The following is a 14372-nucleotide window of genomic DNA, read 5'->3' as shown; positions in this document are numbered from 1 at the left end:
GATCAGTACGACAGGCCGAAGCTTTCTTCGTCCATGTCCATCAGGTTGCTGGCACCCGACAGCATGGTCACCACATGCGTACGGGTACGCGGCAGGATACGCTGGAAGTAGAAGCGCGCAGTCTGCAGCTTGGCGGTGTAGAAGGCCTCTTCGCTGGTGCCGGCTGCCAGTTTCTCGGCCGCCAGGCGGGCGATATCGGCCCAGAAGTAGGCCAGGCAGGCGTAACCGGAATACATCAGGTAGTCGACCGAGGCCGCACCCACTTCCTCGCGGTCCTTCATCGCGGCCATGCCCACTTTCATGGTCAGTTCGCCCCACTCCTTGTTGATCGCCGCCAGTGGCTCGACGAACTCCTTGAGCGTGGCATTGCCTTCCTGTGCCTGGCAGAACTTGTGCACGATCTTGGTGAAGCCCTTCAGCGCCTCGCCCTGGGTCATCAGCACCTTACGACCGAGCAGGTCCAGCGCCTGGATGCCAGTGGTGCCTTCGTACAGCATGGAAATGCGGCTGTCGCGCACGTTCTGCTCCATGCCCCACTCGGCGATGAAGCCATGGCCGCCGTAAATCTGTACGCCGTGGTTGGCAGCCTCGAAGCCGACTTCGGTCATGAACGCCTTGGCGATCGGAGTGAGGAAGGCCAACAGGGCGTCAGCCTTCTTGCGCTCTTCTTCGTCCTGGCTGTACTTGACGATGTCCACCTGCTTGGCAGTGAAGTACACCATGGCACGGTTGCCTTCGGCGAACGCCTTCATGGTCAGCAGCATGCGGCGCACGTCCGGGTGCACGATGATCGGGTCGGCGGCCTTGTCCGGCGCTTTCGGGCCAGTCAGAGAACGCATCTGCAGGCGGTCACGGGCGTATTTCAGGCCACCCTGGAAGGCCACTTCGGCGTGCGCCAGGCCCTGCAGAGCGGTGCCCAGACGCGCAGTGTTCATGAAGGTGAACATGCAGTTCAGGCCCTTGTTGGCCGGGCCGATCAGGTAGCCAGTGGCGCTGTCGAAGTTCATCACGCAGGTGGCGTTGCCGTGGATACCCATCTTGTGCTCGAGCGAGCCGCAGCTCACGCCGTTGCGCTCGCCCACGCCGCCTTCGGCGTTGGGCAGGAACTTCGGCACGATGAACAGCGAAATACCCTTGGTGCCGGCCGGTGCGTCCGGCAGGCGGGCCAGGACGATATGGACGATGTTATCGGCCATGTCGTGCTCACCGGCCGAAATGAAGATCTTGGTGCCCGAGACTTTGTAGCTGCCGTCAGCCTGTGGCTCGGCCTTGGTGCGCAGCATGCCCAGGTCGGTGCCGCAGTGTGGCTCGGTCAGGCACATGGTGCCGGTCCACTCGCCGGATACCAGCTTGGTCAGGTAGGTGTGCTGCTGCTCTTCGGTACCGTGCGCGGAAATGGTGTTCATCGCGCCGTGCGACAGGCCTGGGTACATACCCCACGACCAGTTCGAACCGCCGACCATTTCGCTCAGCGCCAGGCCCAGGGACTCTGGCAAGCCTTGGCCGCCATGCTCGACGTCGTGCGCCAGGCTCGGCCAGCCGCCTTCGACAAACTGCTCGTAGGCTTGCTTGAAGCCAGTCGGGGTTTTAACCCCGGACTCGCTCCAGGTGCAGCCTTCCAGATCACCGACACGGTTCAGCGGGGACAGCACCTGCTCACAGAACTTGGCGCCTTCTTCGAGGATCGCATCGACCATGTCCGGCGTTGCGTCCTGGCAGCCCGGGAGGCTCTGATAGTGCGCCTCATAGCCAAGCAGCTCGTCGCGAACGAAGCGGATATCACGCAAGGGGGCTTTGTAATCAGGCATTGCGGTGAACCTCTGTGTCAGTTCCGTGGGGTGACGAGCTCAGGGCGGCCGTCGATCAAACAGTTGTTTGAAACTTACGTTTAGCACGGACTTATGTCAAGGATGGACTATAGTGCCATTTACGCCACGAAAAATGGCTTTTACGCCAAGCTCAGAAAAACCGCTGCCCCGGTGGGAGCGGGCGTGCCCGCGAAAGGGCCCGGCCAGACGCTTGAGGTGCCTGACCTGACGCATTCGCGGGCACGCCCGCTCCCACAGGGGGCTGTGTTTGATTCGAGGGGTTGCGTCAGGCGTAAGTATCGATGAACCGGCCGAGCATTTCGTCGGATGCCTTGGCGACCTTTGCGCCAAGCTCGACTTCAGTTTTGCCCACCGCCATCTGCACGGTGCTGGTGGCAAGGTCCATCTGCTGGCTGCGGTCAACTGCGCGCAGGCGCTCGGCCTGGAAGTCGCTGGACTGGCTGGTTGCGGTACGTTCGGCGCTGGTGTTGGCGATCTGGCCGGCGGCCTGATCGATGCGGTTCTGGCCGGACTGGATCGCGCTCAGGCCGGCATAGTAGGCGGAGCTACCGGTGATTTCCATGTCATTACTCCATTGACGCTGGATGACTAACAGGCCCAATTAAAGCAGGCCACAGGCAAAAAGGCCCGTTTAAATCCCTAATGGCCTGGTGCCAGTTGATAGGCCTTGGGCATTCCTGCACCGCCCCTATCGCCGGCAAGCCAGCTCCCACAAGGCCTCCACAACCCTTGAGGTTTGTGCAGTACCTGTGGGAGCTGGCTTGCCGGCGATAGGGCCAGGCTTGGAAACGGCTAATCCAGCAGGTCCAGCTGCAGGTGCTCGGCCACCATGTCTGCGCTGGCCTGCTTCAGCTTGGGCACCCGCCCCAGGCAAGGCGCTGGCAGACGCTCGGCCAGGCTGGCCAGGTTTTCTTCCAGGCGCGAGGTACGGGGCTCGATGATGTTCGCCACCCAACCCGCCAACTGCAAGCCATCCCGCGCAATCGCCTCGGCGCTCAGCAAGGCATGGCTGATACAACCCAGCCGCACCCCTACTACCAGGATCACCGGCAAGTCCAAGGCGACGGCCAGATCGGACAAGTTCTCCAGGCCAGCCAGCGGCACACGCCAGCCGCCAGCCCCCTCGATAAGGGTGAAGTCGGCCCGTTGATCCAGCACATTGCGCATCGCCGCCAGCAGCGGCGTCACGCCAAGCGTCACCCCGGCCTCGCGGGCCGCTACATGCGGGGCAATGGCCGGTTCGAAGGCAAACGGGTTGACCTGCTCGTAGGGCAGTTTGATCGAGCTTTCATCGATCAGCGCCTGGGCATCGCTGTTTCGTAGTCCCTTCGCCGTCATCGTGCAGCCGGAAGCGACCGGCTTGGCCCCCAGCGTGCTCATCCCCTGCAAGCGCGCTGCATGCAGCAATCCCGCTGCAATGGTGGTCTTGCCGACATCGGTGTCGGTACCGGCAATGAAATAGGCCTGGTTCATCTCGCTCCCCTTACGCCTGTGGCTTGCGCAACACACCATAGACCACCTGATAGGTGGCTGGCAGCCCCTCTGGCTGGCGAAATGCCTCATAGGCCTGCAACAGGCCCTGCATACGGGCCCGGCCGGTGAGGCCGGAAGGCCGCCCAGGGTTCAGGTTATGCGCACCGAGGGCCTTCAGCTCGTGGGTCAGGCTGCGCACATCCGGGTAGTGCAGCACATGCGGGCAACGCTGCAGCCCAAGTGGTTCGAAGCCACTGGCTGCGCACAGGCGTTGGTAGTCCTCGAAACGTCGGAAGCGGTTCACGTGCACCAGGCCATCCACCTTCTGCCAGCTTGCGCGCAGCTCGTCGAGGGTGCCCACGCACAGGCTGCTGAAGGCCAGCACACCACCCGGGCGCAACACGCGCAGGGCTTCTGCCAGCACGCTGGCGAACTGGTCGCACCATTGCACGGCCAGGCTGCTGAATACCAGGTCGACGCTGACATCACGCAGTGGCAAACGCTCGGCGTCACCGACCACGTGGTAGTGCGCCCCACCTTGTTCGTTGCGGGCATGGCACAACATGCCTTCGGCGATATCCACCGCCACACCGCTGGCTTGCACGAACCGCTCGGCCAGGGCCCGGCTGAAATGACCGGTGCCGCTGCCCAGGTCCAACCAGCGCGACGGCTGCAGGCCCTGCGGCAATTGCTCGAGCAAGTGCAGGCCCACAGCCCGCTGCAACGCCGCCACGCTGTCGTAGCTGGCCGCAGCGCGGGAGAACGAAGCAGCCACTTGGCGCTTGTCGGGTAGCGCGCCGGGCAGGGTCGGACGGGATAGATCAGTCATCGCCACTCTCATGCAGGAAAATCTTGATGCCCGACGCCAGCTCCTGTGGGTACTCCAGCAGGAACGCGTGGGAACTGTCTTCGACCAGGCCCACTTCCACATCGGGCAACAACTCGCTCAATGCCTTTGCCGCCTCTGCCGGCACCAGCGCATCGCTGCCGGCAAACAGGTGCAGTTGCGGCCCGGGGTAGGCCTGAAGGGCTTCGCGGGTATCCAGCTTGGCCAGCACTTCCAGGCCAGTGGCCAAGTACAGCGGGTCGGTGTCAGGTACCCCCACACCCAGCTGGCGCAACAACGTGCGCGGCTGCAGGGCGCCATCGCTGCACAGGCTGCGGAAACGCTTGAGGGTGACCTGGGGATGGCTGCGGCAGCCGTCGAGGAAGGTGCCGAAGGTGTCTTCGGCCATGCCGTGGGGCCAGTCCGGGCGGGCGACGAAACTGGGGTTGCTGGCCAAGGTCAGCAGGCCGCAGCAGTGGTCACCGCGTTTGCGCGCCAGCGCAGTAGCCAGCATGCCGCCGAGCGACCAGCCACCCAGCCAGACATCGCTCGGCAGCTTGCGATCAAGGTGGTCGAGCCAAGCCTCGACATCGCTGTGGGCAAGTTCCGGCAGCGGCATCAGCTCCACCTGCAGGCGTGCGTCCTGGGCGCGCAGGCTGGCCGCCAGCGGCTCCAGGGAAGCAGTGCCCAGGCCCCAGCCGGGCAGTAGAACAAGTCGATTACGCATCGGCGTTCTCCAGTTGTGGATAACACTCGGCCAATGCATTCAACAATAGCTGCACCTGCGCTTCGCTGTGCGCGGCGCTCAGCGTAACTCGCAGCCTCGCGCTGCCAGCCGGCACGGTAGGCGGGCGGATGGCGGTCACCAGCAGCCCGCGCTCGCGCAACATGCGTGACAGGCGCAAGGCCTGCGCGCTGTCACCGATCATGATTGGCTGGATCGGTGTCGGACTGTCCATCAATTGCAGCCCGATCTGCTGCGCGCCTGCGCGGAACTGGCGAATCAACGCCGCCAGGTGTTCCCGGCGCCAGGTTTCACGGCGCAGCAGCTCCAGGCTCTTGAGCGTGGCGCAGGCCAGTGCCGGTGGCTGGCTGGTGGTGTAGATGTACGGGCGGGCGAACTGCACCAGCGCCTCGATCAGCTCTTCACTGCCGGCAACAAAGGCGCCGGCAGTACCGCAGCCCTTGCCCAGCGTGCCGATCAGCACGGGCACATCCTCCAGCCCCAGGCCAAAGTGCTCCACAATACCGCCGCCCTGGGCGCCTAGGGTGCCCAGGCCATGGGCATCGTCGACCATCAGCCAGGCGCCGCGGGCACGGGCGACTTCGGCCAGCGCCGGCAGGTCGGCCAGGTCGCCATCCATGCTGAACACGCCGTCGGTGACCACCAGGGTATTGCCGACGGCCTTGTCCAGGCGGCTGGCCAGGCTGACCGGGTCGTTGTGCAGATAGCGGCTGAAGCGGGCACCGCTAAGCAGCCCGCCATCCAGCAGCGAGGCATGGTTGAGACGGTCTTGCAGCACGGTGTCACCCTGCCCCACCAGCGCGGTGATGGCGCCCAGGTTGGCCATGTAGCCCGTGGAGAACAGCAGCGCACGCGGGCGCCCGGTGAGCTCGGCCAGCGCCTCTTCAACCTGGTGGTGCGGGGTGCTATGGCCGATCACCAGGTGCGAGGCACCGCCGCCGACACCCCAGCGCTCGGCACCGGCCTGCCAGGCGGCGACCACCTCGGGGTGGTTGGCCAGGCCGAGGTAGTCATTGCTGCAGAAGGCCAGCAAACGCTGACCATCAACCACTACTTCCGGCCCCTGCGGGCTTTCCAGCAACGGTCGCTGCCGATACAGGTCTGCGGCGCGCCGTTCGGCCAGGCGCGTCGCCAGGTCGAAGGCCATCTCAGGCCGACGCGGCGTTGTAGAACATCTCGCTGCTGCGCTGCTCGACCAGCGCCTGCTCGATGGCTGCCTGGTGCACTTCGTCGGCGTGTTCTTCACGCGCTTCGGGCTTGATGCCCAGGCGCGCGAACAGTTGCATGTCCTTGTCGGCCTGCGGGTTGGCAGTAGTCAGCAGTTTTTCGCCGTAGAAGATCGAATTGGCGCCAGCCATGAAGGCCAATGCCTGCATCTGTTCGTTCATCTGTTCGCGGCCGGCCGACAGGCGTACATGCGACTTGGGCATGAGCAGGCGGGCTACCGCCAGCATGCGGATAAAATCGAACGGGTCGACGTCTTCTTCCTCGGCCAACGGCGTGCCGGCAACCTTGACCAGCATGTTGATCGGCACCGATTCCGGGTGCTCTGGCAGGTTGGCCAGCTGGATCAGCAGGCCGGCGCGGTCGTCCAGCGACTCGCCCATGCCGAGGATGCCGCCCGAGCAGATCTTCATCCCCGCATCGCGAACGTAGGCCAGGGTCTGCAGGCGCTCGCTGTAGGTGCGGGTGGTGATGATGCTGCCGTAGAACTCCGGCGAGGTGTCGAGGTTGTGGTTGTAGTAGTCCAGGCCAGCCTGGGCCAGCGCGGCGGTCTGCTCCTGATCGAGCTTGCCGAGGGTCATGCAGGTTTCCAGGCCCATGGCCTTCACCCCTTTGACCATCTCCAGCACGTAGGGCATGTCCTTGGCCGACGGGTGCTTCCAGGCCGCGCCCATGCAGAAGCGCGTAGAACCGATGGCCTTGGCGCGGGCGGCTTCTTCCAGCACCTTCTGCACTTCCATCAGCTTCTGTTTTTCCAGCCCGGTGTTGTAGTGGCCGGACTGCGGACAATATTTGCAATCTTCCGGGCAGGCGCCAGTCTTGATCGACAGCAGGGTCGACACCTGCACGCGGTTAGCGTCGAAATGCGCGCGGTGCACGGTCTGCGCCTGGAACAGCAAGTCATTGAACGGTTGCTGGAACAGCGCCTTGACCTCGGCCAGGGACCAGTCGTGACGTGTTGTTGCAGTTGTGCTGGCGCTCATCGGCGTTTCCTTGTGTAGGCTGAAGCTGGCGCCGGGACAGGGAAAGCCCGCCAGCGCATCACGGATAGCTCGCATAGTCATGGAAGCCCTATGAACTGTCAACCGCACTTGAAACGACTGGTTTACAAGTGGTCACTTATTAATCAGTCGTGCTTGTTATGTGACGAGCCTGCCGGGCAGATCTACCCAGTCTGCGTTGCCTGCGAACAGGCGCTGCCTTGGCTGGGCGATCAATGCACCCGCTGCGCTCTGCCCTTGCCTATGGCCGGACTCACCTGTGCGCAGTGCTGCCGTCGACCACCTGCGTTCGACCAGGTGATAGCGCTGTGGCATTTCGGCTTTCCAGTGGACACCCTGATCAGTCGTTTCAAACACAACCGCCAATGGCCGCTGGGGCGATTGATGGCCGAATTGCTCGGGCATGGGCTTTTGCACCGCTTTGCAGAGGGGCTGCCGCGCCCCGACCTGCTGTTGCCTGTGCCCCTGGCCAGGCGTCGACTGCGTGAGCGGGGGTTCAACCAGGCCGGGATGCTGGGGCGATGGCTGTCGTCACAACTCGGGATCCCCGGCGACCAGCGCATACTCCTGCGCACGCGGGAGACGCCCGCGCAGCAGCGCCTGGATGCCCAGGCACGGCGGCGCAATTTGCGCCAGGCCTTTGCGCTGATGGGTGATCTGCAAGGCAGGCATGTCGCCCTCGTCGATGATGTGCTGACCACCGGTGCGACTGTACAGGCCATCGCCGAGGTGCTGCGCAAGGCCGGGGCGCAAAGGGTTGATGTGTACTGCCTGGCGCGTACGCCCAAGCCTGGCTATGTATGAGCGTGCGCATCGCTCTGTGAGCGGCCTTGTGTCGCGATCGGGCTGCGCAGCAGCCCCAGCGATCTCTGCCCGGGCAGAAACCGTGGGGCCGCTTCGCGCCCCTTTCGCGACACAAGGCCGCTCCTACACACTATCCACCCTCAGGCCCAACACCAACAGACTACCCATGCCCCTACCCACCCCCCTTACCCAACACATATCCCGCCGCCCCCAGCGCATCGCGCTGCTGCAGCACATTGCCGAACAGGGCTCGATCACCCGCGCCGCCAAGGCTGCCGGCATCAGCTACAAGGCAGCCTGGGATGCCATCGACGAGCTCAACAACCTGGCCAGCCAGCCGCTGGTGGAGCGCAGCACGGGCGGTCGGGGCGGTGGTGGTGCGCGCTTGTCGCCGGAAGGCGAGCGGGTGCTGCGCCTGTATCAGCGGCTGCAGTCGTTGCAGGCGCAGTTTCTCGAAGCCGCCGAAGAATCCAGTGACCTTGATCTGCTCGGCCGGCTGATGTTGCGCACCAGTGCGCGCAATCAGCTGCAGGGCCAGGTCAGCGGGCTGAACCGTGAAGGACGGTATGACCGGGTGAGCCTGGCATTGGGCGGTGGCCTGGTGATCGATGCGTTGATCACCCAGGACAGCACTGCACGGCTGGAGTTGACGCTGGGCAGCATGGTGGTGGCGCTGCTCAAGGCGGGGTGGGTGCGTTTGCTGGCGGAGGGGGAAGAGCCCGAGGTGGGCAGCAATTGCCTGCGTGCGACGGTGGAGGAAATACTGGCAGAGGTCGACGGGCCCAGTGAAGTCAGGCTGGCGCTGGGCAATGGGCAGACGTTGTGTGCCATTGCCGAGGCGGATTGGCTGGCAGGCCAGCGGGTGGTGGATGGCTGCGCGGTACGGGTACAGTTTCAGCCCTCTTATGTGTTGATCGGGGTTCCTGCTTAGCCTGTGCCGGCCTCTTCGCGGGTAAACCCGCTCCCACAGGGATCGCACCTGTAAGCCCTGATGCGATCCCTGTGGGAGCGGGTTTACCCGCGAAGAGGCCGGCACAGGTATAACGCGCTACCATGGCCTCCACGCTGTCTTCCCCTGGAGTTCCCATGTCCCACCCGTTCGCCACCCTCACTCCCGATCTGGTCCTGGACGCCGTCGAAAGCGTGGGCTTTCTCAGTGATGCCCGGGTGCTGGCGCTGAACAGCTACGAGAACCGGGTTTACCAGGTAGGCATCGAAGACTCGCAACCGCTGATCGCCAAGTTCTACCGGCCTGGCCGCTGGAGCGATGAAGCGATCCTCGAAGAACACCGTTTCACCGCCGAGCTCGCCGACTGCGAAGTGCCGGTAGTTGCCCCCATGCTGCACGAGGGCCGCACCCTGTTCGAGCACCAGGGCTTTCGCTTCACCCTGTTCCCCCGCCGCGGCGGGCATGCACCTGAACCGGGCAACCTCGACCAGCTCTACCGCCTGGGCCAGTTGCTTGGCCGCATGCATGCCGTGGCCGCCACACGGCCTTTCGAACACCGCGAAGCGCTGGCTGTGGACAACTTCGGCCATGCTTCGCTGAATACCCTGCTGGATGGCAACTTCGTCCCGCGCGAACTGCTGCCCGCCTACGAGTCGGTTGCACGCGACCTGCTAAAGCGTGTCGACGACGCTTATGCCCGCACCCCGCACAAGGTGATGCGCCTGCACGGAGACCTGCACCCCGGCAACCTGATGCACCGCGACGAGGTTTACCACGTGGTCGACCTCGACGACTGCCGCATGGGCCCGGCGGTGCAGGACCTGTGGATGATGCTGGCCGGTAACCGCGAGGAACGCCTGGGGCAACTGGCCGAGCTGATCGACGGCTACAACGAGTTCCACGATTTCGACCCGCGCGAACTGGCCCTGATCGAGCCCCTGCGCGCCCTGCGCCAGTTGCACTACAGCGCCTGGCTGGCACGGCGCTGGGATGACCCTGCGTTCCCGCCCAGCTTCCCCTGGTTCGGCCAGCCACGTTACTGGGGCGACCAGATTCTCGCGCTACGCGAACAAATGGCCGCACTGGATGAGCCGCCGCTGAAATTGTTCTAGAAGCTTGCCCGCCTCTGTCTACAATAGGCGTCGGGTTATTTAGCTACCTAAGCAAGGATTCTGCATGCACGCCGCAAACCCGCGTCGCGGGTACATTCTGGGCCTCAGCGCCTACATCATCTGGGGTTTGTTCCCCCTGTACTTCAAGGCAATCCAGAGCGTCCCGGCGGTGGAAATCATTGTCCACCGGGTACTCTGGTCGGCACTGTTCGGCTCACTGCTGCTGCTGGTGTGGAAGCATCCTGGCTGGTGGCGTGAACTGCGCGACAACCCGCGCCGCCTGGCTATCCTGGCCCTGAGCGGGACGCTGATCGCCGGTAACTGGCTGACCTATGTCTGGTCTGTGAACAATGGTCGCATGCTCGAGGCCAGCCTGGGCTACTACATCAACCCGCTGATCAACGTGCTGCTGGGCATGCTGATTCTTGGCGAACGCCTGCGCCGCCTGCAGTGGCTGGCGGTAGCCATGGCAGCCGTGGGCGTGGCCCAGCAGGTATGGCAAGTGGGCAGCCTGCCCTGGGTGTCGCTGGTGCTGGCGCTGAGCTTCGGCTTCTATGGGCTGATCCGCAAGCAGGCACCGGTGGCGGCGTTGCCGGGCCTGGTGGTGGAAACCTGGATGCTGGTACCCCTGGCGATCGGCTGGCTGTTGCTGCATCCGACGGCGATGAGTGCCCAGGGCGCGTTCTATACCAACAGCGAAGCGCTGTGGTTGATGGCTGCGGGGCCTGTGACCCTGATACCGCTGGTGTGCTTCAACGCCGCTGCGCGGCACCTGCCGTACACCACCCTGGGCTTCCTGCAATACCTGGCGCCGACCCTGGTGCTGCTGCAGGCGGTGCTGCTGTTCGATGAGCACTTGTCGCCCAGCACCTTGGTGGCGTTCATGTTCATCTGGGCAGGTCTGGCGGTTTACAGCGTCGATGCGTGGTGGAATTTGCGCAAGCGCAGCTGATCATTAAATGATCAAAACTCTGCAGGCCAGGTAATTCATGGCCTGCAGACACATCTCCATAGGTTATCCACACCCTGATCCCCGTGCTTTGTGCACAAGCTGCTGATTGTTGGGTGTTTTTTGATCATATCTCTGCAAGCCACATGTTGCGTGGCCTGGAGGGGTACACCCCCAGGTTATCCACAGGGCCTTCCCCGTAATATCGGGATAACCCCACGTGCTGCCTGGAGCCCCGTCAATTCCGGTCAATCCTCCGGACGCAGCTGCAACTCCACCATCAAGTCATCCGCCAGGCTCTCCAGGCGCTGCTGCAGCTCATCCAGCGGCAAAGTCAGCGGCAGCGCCAGCAATGCATCGGCGTGAAACAACGGCTCACTGCTCATCGGCGCAGGCCGCACCTCTGTGGAAAACCTCTCGACGTTTACCTGCAACTCAGCCAGCAACCGGGTAATGTCCCGCACGATCCCCGGCCGGTCGTTCCCTACCAGCTCCATGGCAATCGGCTTCCAGGTACAGGACGGCTCGATCCCGCTCTCGGCAATCAGCACGCGAATGTCATGCTTGACCAGCGCCTGCAAAGACTTCACCAGCTCATCATAATTTTCCGCCGGCACCGCCACCCGCAAGATGCCGGCGAACTGCCCGGCCATGCGCGACATGCGGCTCTCCAGCCAGTTGCCACTATGGTCGGCGATGCACTGGGCGATGCGTTCGACCTGGCCGGCCTTGTCAGGGGCGATAACAGTCAGTACAAGATGATCCACAAGCCCTTCCTCGTGTCGGACCGCGCCGTGCGGCAGTAAATCGGGGGATCGACTCAGTATAGGCAAGGCGCGGCAACCTGCCGCAGGGCACTCGACACAGCCAATCGTGTACTGTTTCAAGATTTATCTGGAACAATCCACCTGTTTTTTGCGAACATACCCACTCCCAGCGTGACCATACGCGACCAACGGGTCGCAGAACGGCGCTTTTAGTCTGATTTTGCCCCGCCTACTGCTTCATGTAGTATCCCGTGGCGCGGACTACAAAACGTCGTTTGGATGTCTGCCAAGGCGCCTGTGAAAATACGCACACTGCCCACCAGCCTGTCTGGAAGGCCGCACCCAGCCGCGCTCGGGCCATCCCGGGGGCACGCACTGGTGCCGTGTTTAGAGAAGCGCTACAGGCTTAATACAGAAGAGCGAAATAGCTGAGCAGAGTGAGGCAAGCAATGACTGGATACGTTCAAGTCGGTGGCCTTCAGGTCGCCAAGGTCCTGTACGACTTCGTGAACAACGAAGCCATCCCGGGGACCGGCATCGTCGCCGAGCAGTTCTGGGCAGGTGCAGAAAAGATCATCAATGACCTCGCTCCAAAGAACAAAGCCCTGCTCGCCAAGCGCGACGAGCTGCAAGCCAAGATCGACGCCTGGCACCAGGCACGCAAAGGCCAGGCACACGACGCCGTAGCCTACAAAAGCTTCCTCCAGGAAATCGGCTACCTGCTGCCACAAGCCGACGATTTCCAGGCCACCACCCAGAACGTGGACGAAGAAATCGCCCACATGGCCGGCCCGCAGCTGGTGGTTCCGGTGATGAACGCCCGCTTCGCCCTGAACGCCGCGAACGCCCGTTGGGGCTCGCTGTACGATGCCCTCTACGGCACCGACGCCATCAGCGATGAAGGCGGCGCCGAAAAAGGCAAGGGTTACAACAAGGCACGTGGCGACAAGGTCATCGCCTTCGCCCGCGCCTTCCTCGACGAAGCCGCGCCACTGGCGGCCGGCTCGCACGTTGACTCCACCAGCTACCGTATCAAAGGCGGCAAGCTGGTAGTTGCCCTGAAAGGCGGCAGTAACAGCGGCCTGCGCGACGATGCCCAGCTGATCGGTTTCCATGGCGACGCTGCTGCACCCACTGCCGTGCTGCTCAAGCACAACGGCCTGCACTTCGAAATCCAGGTCGATGCCAGCACCCCTGTCGGCAGCACCGACGCCGCTGGCGTGAAAGACATCCTGATGGAGTCGGCGCTGACCACCATCATGGACTGCGAAGATTCGGTTGCCGCCGTCGATGCCGACGACAAGGTGGTCGTCTACCGCAACTGGCTGGGCCTGATGAAGGGCGACCTGGCCGAAAGCGTGAGCAAGGGCGGCAAGACCTTTACCCGCACCATGAACCCGGATCGCGAGTACGCGGCGCCCAACGGCGGCAGCGTGACCCTGCACGGCCGTTCGCTGCTATTCGTGCGCAACGTTGGTCACTTGATGACCAACCCGGCGATCCTCGATGCCCAGGGCAATGAAATTCCCGAAGGCATCCAGGACGGACTGTTCACCAACCTGATCGCCCTGCACAACCTCAACGGCAACACCAGCCGCAAGAACACCCGCACCGGCAGTGTGTACATCGTCAAGCCGAAGATGCACGGTCCTGAAGAAGTGGCCTTCGCCGCCGAAATCTTCAGCCAGGTGGAAGACCTGCTGGGCATGCCGCGCAACACCGTCAAGGTCGGCATCATGGACGAGGAGCGCCGTACCACGGTCAACCTCAAGTCCTGCATCAAGGCAGCCGCCGAGCGCGTAGCGTTCATCAACACCGGCTTCCTCGACCGCACCGGCGATGAAATCCACACCTCGATGGAAGCCGGCGCCGTTGTGCGCAAGGGCGCCATGAAGAACGAGAAGTGGATCGGCGCCTACGAGAACAACAACGTCGACGTCGGCCTGGCCACCGGCCTGCAAGGCCGTGCGCAAATCGGCAAGGGCATGTGGGCCATGCCCGACCTGATGGCAGCCATGCTCGAGCAGAAGATCGCTCACCCGCTGGCCGGCGCCAACACCGCGTGGGTACCGTCGCCGACTGCTGCCACCCTGCACGCCTTGCACTACCACAAGGTCGACGTACAGGTACGCCAGCGTGAACTGGCCTCGCGTACCCCGGCATCGGTCGACGACATCCTGGCCATCCCGCTGGCCGCCGACACCAACTGGTCGGCCGACGAGATCCGCAACGAACTGGACAACAACGCCCAGGGTATCCTCGGCTATGTGGTGCGCTGGATCGACCAGGGCGTGGGTTGCTCGAAGGTGCCGGACATCAACAACGTCGGCCTGATGGAAGACCGCGCCACCTTGCGCATTTCCGCCCAGCTGCTGGCCAACTGGCTGCGCCACGGCGTGGTCAGCCAGGAGCAGGTGCTGGAAAGCCTCAAGCGCATGGCCGTGGTGGTCGACCAGCAGAACGCCGGCGACGCCCTGTACCGCCCGATGGCGCCGAACTTCGACGACAACGTTGCGTTCCAGGCGGCCGTGGAGCTCGTGGTGGAAGGTGGCAAGCAGCCGAACGGGTATACCGAGCCTGTGCTGCACCGCCGTCGTCGCGAGTTCAAGGCGCGTAACGGGTTATAAGCAGCCTCTGCGAACGGGGGCCGCTTTGCGGCCCAATCGCCGGCAAGCCAGCTCCTACAGGGACTG

Annotated in this window: 13 protein-coding genes; 5 read left to right on the top strand and 8 right to left on the bottom strand. The window is 63.6% G+C overall.

From position 1 onward, the window contains the following. Positions 1 to 2 precede the first annotated feature (2 nt). From AC5O5I_RS01785 to bioB, 7 genes are all read right to left on the bottom strand, one after another. Positions 3 to 1808: a phenylacyl-CoA dehydrogenase gene (locus tag AC5O5I_RS01785; protein WP_172225160.1), complete on the bottom strand. Its 1806-nt coding sequence runs from the start codon at positions 1806 to 1808 to the stop codon at positions 3 to 5. 286 nt (positions 1809 to 2094) lie between these two features. After that, positions 2095 to 2391 carry a pyrroloquinoline quinone biosynthesis protein PqqE gene (locus AC5O5I_RS01780; RefSeq protein WP_172225163.1) on the bottom strand — a complete coding sequence of 99 codons (297 nt, stop codon included), beginning with the start codon at positions 2389 to 2391 and terminating at the stop codon, positions 2095 to 2097. 230 nt (positions 2392 to 2621) lie between these two features. Beyond that, positions 2622 to 3302: a dethiobiotin synthase gene (bioD, locus tag AC5O5I_RS01775; protein ID WP_172287092.1), complete on the bottom strand. Its 681-nt coding sequence runs from the start codon at positions 3300 to 3302 to the stop codon at positions 2622 to 2624. A 10-nt stretch (positions 3303 to 3312) separates the two neighbouring features. Continuing rightward, on the bottom strand, positions 3313 to 4131 hold the full coding sequence (bioC, locus tag AC5O5I_RS01770; RefSeq protein WP_172222969.1) for a malonyl-ACP O-methyltransferase BioC: 819 nt from the start codon (positions 4129 to 4131) through the stop codon (positions 3313 to 3315). Further along, positions 4124 to 4855 (bottom strand): alpha/beta fold hydrolase, encoded by a 732-nt coding sequence (locus tag AC5O5I_RS01765; protein ID WP_494511989.1) that lies wholly within the window; start codon positions 4853 to 4855, stop codon positions 4124 to 4126. The genes bioC and AC5O5I_RS01765 overlap by 8 nt, the downstream gene beginning before the upstream one ends. Beyond that, positions 4848 to 6020, bottom strand: coding sequence for an 8-amino-7-oxononanoate synthase (bioF, locus tag AC5O5I_RS01760; protein ID WP_172287091.1), 1173 nt, complete (start codon positions 6018 to 6020; stop codon positions 4848 to 4850). The genes AC5O5I_RS01765 and bioF overlap by 8 nt, the downstream gene beginning before the upstream one ends. A 1-nt stretch (position 6021) precedes the next feature. Then, positions 6022 to 7080 carry a biotin synthase BioB gene (gene bioB / locus AC5O5I_RS01755; RefSeq protein WP_172222979.1) on the bottom strand — a complete coding sequence of 353 codons (1059 nt, stop codon included), beginning with the start codon at positions 7078 to 7080 and terminating at the stop codon, positions 6022 to 6024. Positions 7081 to 7170: 90 nt separating this feature from the next. Between bioB and AC5O5I_RS01750 the strand changes: the two genes are divergently transcribed. The 4 genes from AC5O5I_RS01750 (at position 7171) to rarD (ending at position 10915) form a co-directional block, all read left to right on the top strand. After that, the gene (locus AC5O5I_RS01750) at positions 7171 to 7902 is read left to right on the top strand and encodes a ComFC family protein (RefSeq protein ID WP_172287090.1); all 732 of its coding nucleotides are present in this window, start codon (positions 7171 to 7173) and stop codon (positions 7900 to 7902) included. A gap of 166 nt (positions 7903 to 8068) precedes the next feature. Further along, a complete protein-coding gene (locus tag AC5O5I_RS01745; protein WP_172222985.1) occupies positions 8069 to 8833 on the top strand; it encodes a TOBE domain-containing protein in 765 nt (254 codons plus the stop codon). Positions 8834 to 8988: 155 nt separating this feature from the next. Further along, on the top strand, positions 8989 to 9963 hold the full coding sequence (locus AC5O5I_RS01740) for a serine/threonine protein kinase (RefSeq protein ID WP_494511988.1): 975 nt from the start codon (positions 8989 to 8991) through the stop codon (positions 9961 to 9963). Between the two features lie 64 nt (positions 9964 to 10027). Then, complete coding sequence (rarD, locus tag AC5O5I_RS01735) at positions 10028 to 10915, top strand: EamA family transporter RarD (protein ID WP_172287089.1); 888 nt, start codon at positions 10028 to 10030, stop codon at positions 10913 to 10915. Between the two features lie 245 nt (positions 10916 to 11160). Here rarD and AC5O5I_RS01730 read toward each other — a convergent pair whose 3' ends face one another. After that, positions 11161 to 11679, bottom strand: coding sequence for a glycine cleavage system transcriptional repressor (locus AC5O5I_RS01730; RefSeq protein ID WP_172223012.1), 519 nt, complete (start codon positions 11677 to 11679; stop codon positions 11161 to 11163). Positions 11680 to 12128: 449 nt separating this feature from the next. Between AC5O5I_RS01730 and AC5O5I_RS01725 the strand changes: the two genes are divergently transcribed. After that, positions 12129 to 14306, top strand: a complete 2178-nt coding sequence (locus AC5O5I_RS01725) for a malate synthase G (protein ID WP_494511987.1) — start codon at positions 12129 to 12131, stop codon at positions 14304 to 14306. Positions 14307 to 14372: the final 66 nt, after the last annotated feature.

The sequence above is a fragment of the Pseudomonas sp. 9_2_1 genome, assembly GCF_059295275.1.
This window is presented reverse-complemented; position numbering and strand designations above follow the sequence as displayed.

Bases quoted from the DNA above. Each gene is read 5' to 3' on its own strand.
- AC5O5I_RS01785 (WP_172225160.1), bottom strand. From the start codon at position 1,808: ATGCCTGATTACAAAGCCCCCTTGCGTGATATCCGCTTCGTTCGCGAC.
- AC5O5I_RS01780 (WP_172225163.1), bottom strand. From the start codon at position 2,391: ATGGAAATCACCGGTAGCTCCGCCTACTATGCCGGCCTGAGCGCGATC.
- bioD (WP_172287092.1), bottom strand. From the start codon at position 3,302: ATGAACCAGGCCTATTTCATTGCCGGTACCGACACCGATGTCGGCAAG.
- bioC (WP_172222969.1), bottom strand. From the start codon at position 4,131: ATGACTGATCTATCCCGTCCGACCCTGCCCGGCGCGCTACCCGACAAG.
- AC5O5I_RS01765 (WP_494511989.1), bottom strand. From the start codon at position 4,855: ATGCGTAATCGACTTGTTCTACTGCCCGGCTGGGGCCTGGGCACTGCT.
- bioF (WP_172287091.1), bottom strand. From the start codon at position 6,020: ATGGCCTTCGACCTGGCGACGCGCCTGGCCGAACGGCGCGCCGCAGAC.
- bioB (WP_172222979.1), bottom strand. From the start codon at position 7,080: ATGAGCGCCAGCACAACTGCAACAACACGTCACGACTGGTCCCTGGCC.
- AC5O5I_RS01750 (WP_172287090.1), top strand. From the start codon at position 7,171: ATGAACTGTCAACCGCACTTGAAACGACTGGTTTACAAGTGGTCACTT.
- AC5O5I_RS01745 (WP_172222985.1), top strand. From the start codon at position 8,069: ATGCCCCTACCCACCCCCCTTACCCAACACATATCCCGCCGCCCCCAG.
- AC5O5I_RS01740 (WP_494511988.1), top strand. From the start codon at position 8,989: ATGTCCCACCCGTTCGCCACCCTCACTCCCGATCTGGTCCTGGACGCC.
- rarD (WP_172287089.1), top strand. From the start codon at position 10,028: ATGCACGCCGCAAACCCGCGTCGCGGGTACATTCTGGGCCTCAGCGCC.
- AC5O5I_RS01725 (WP_494511987.1), top strand. From the start codon at position 12,129: ATGACTGGATACGTTCAAGTCGGTGGCCTTCAGGTCGCCAAGGTCCTG.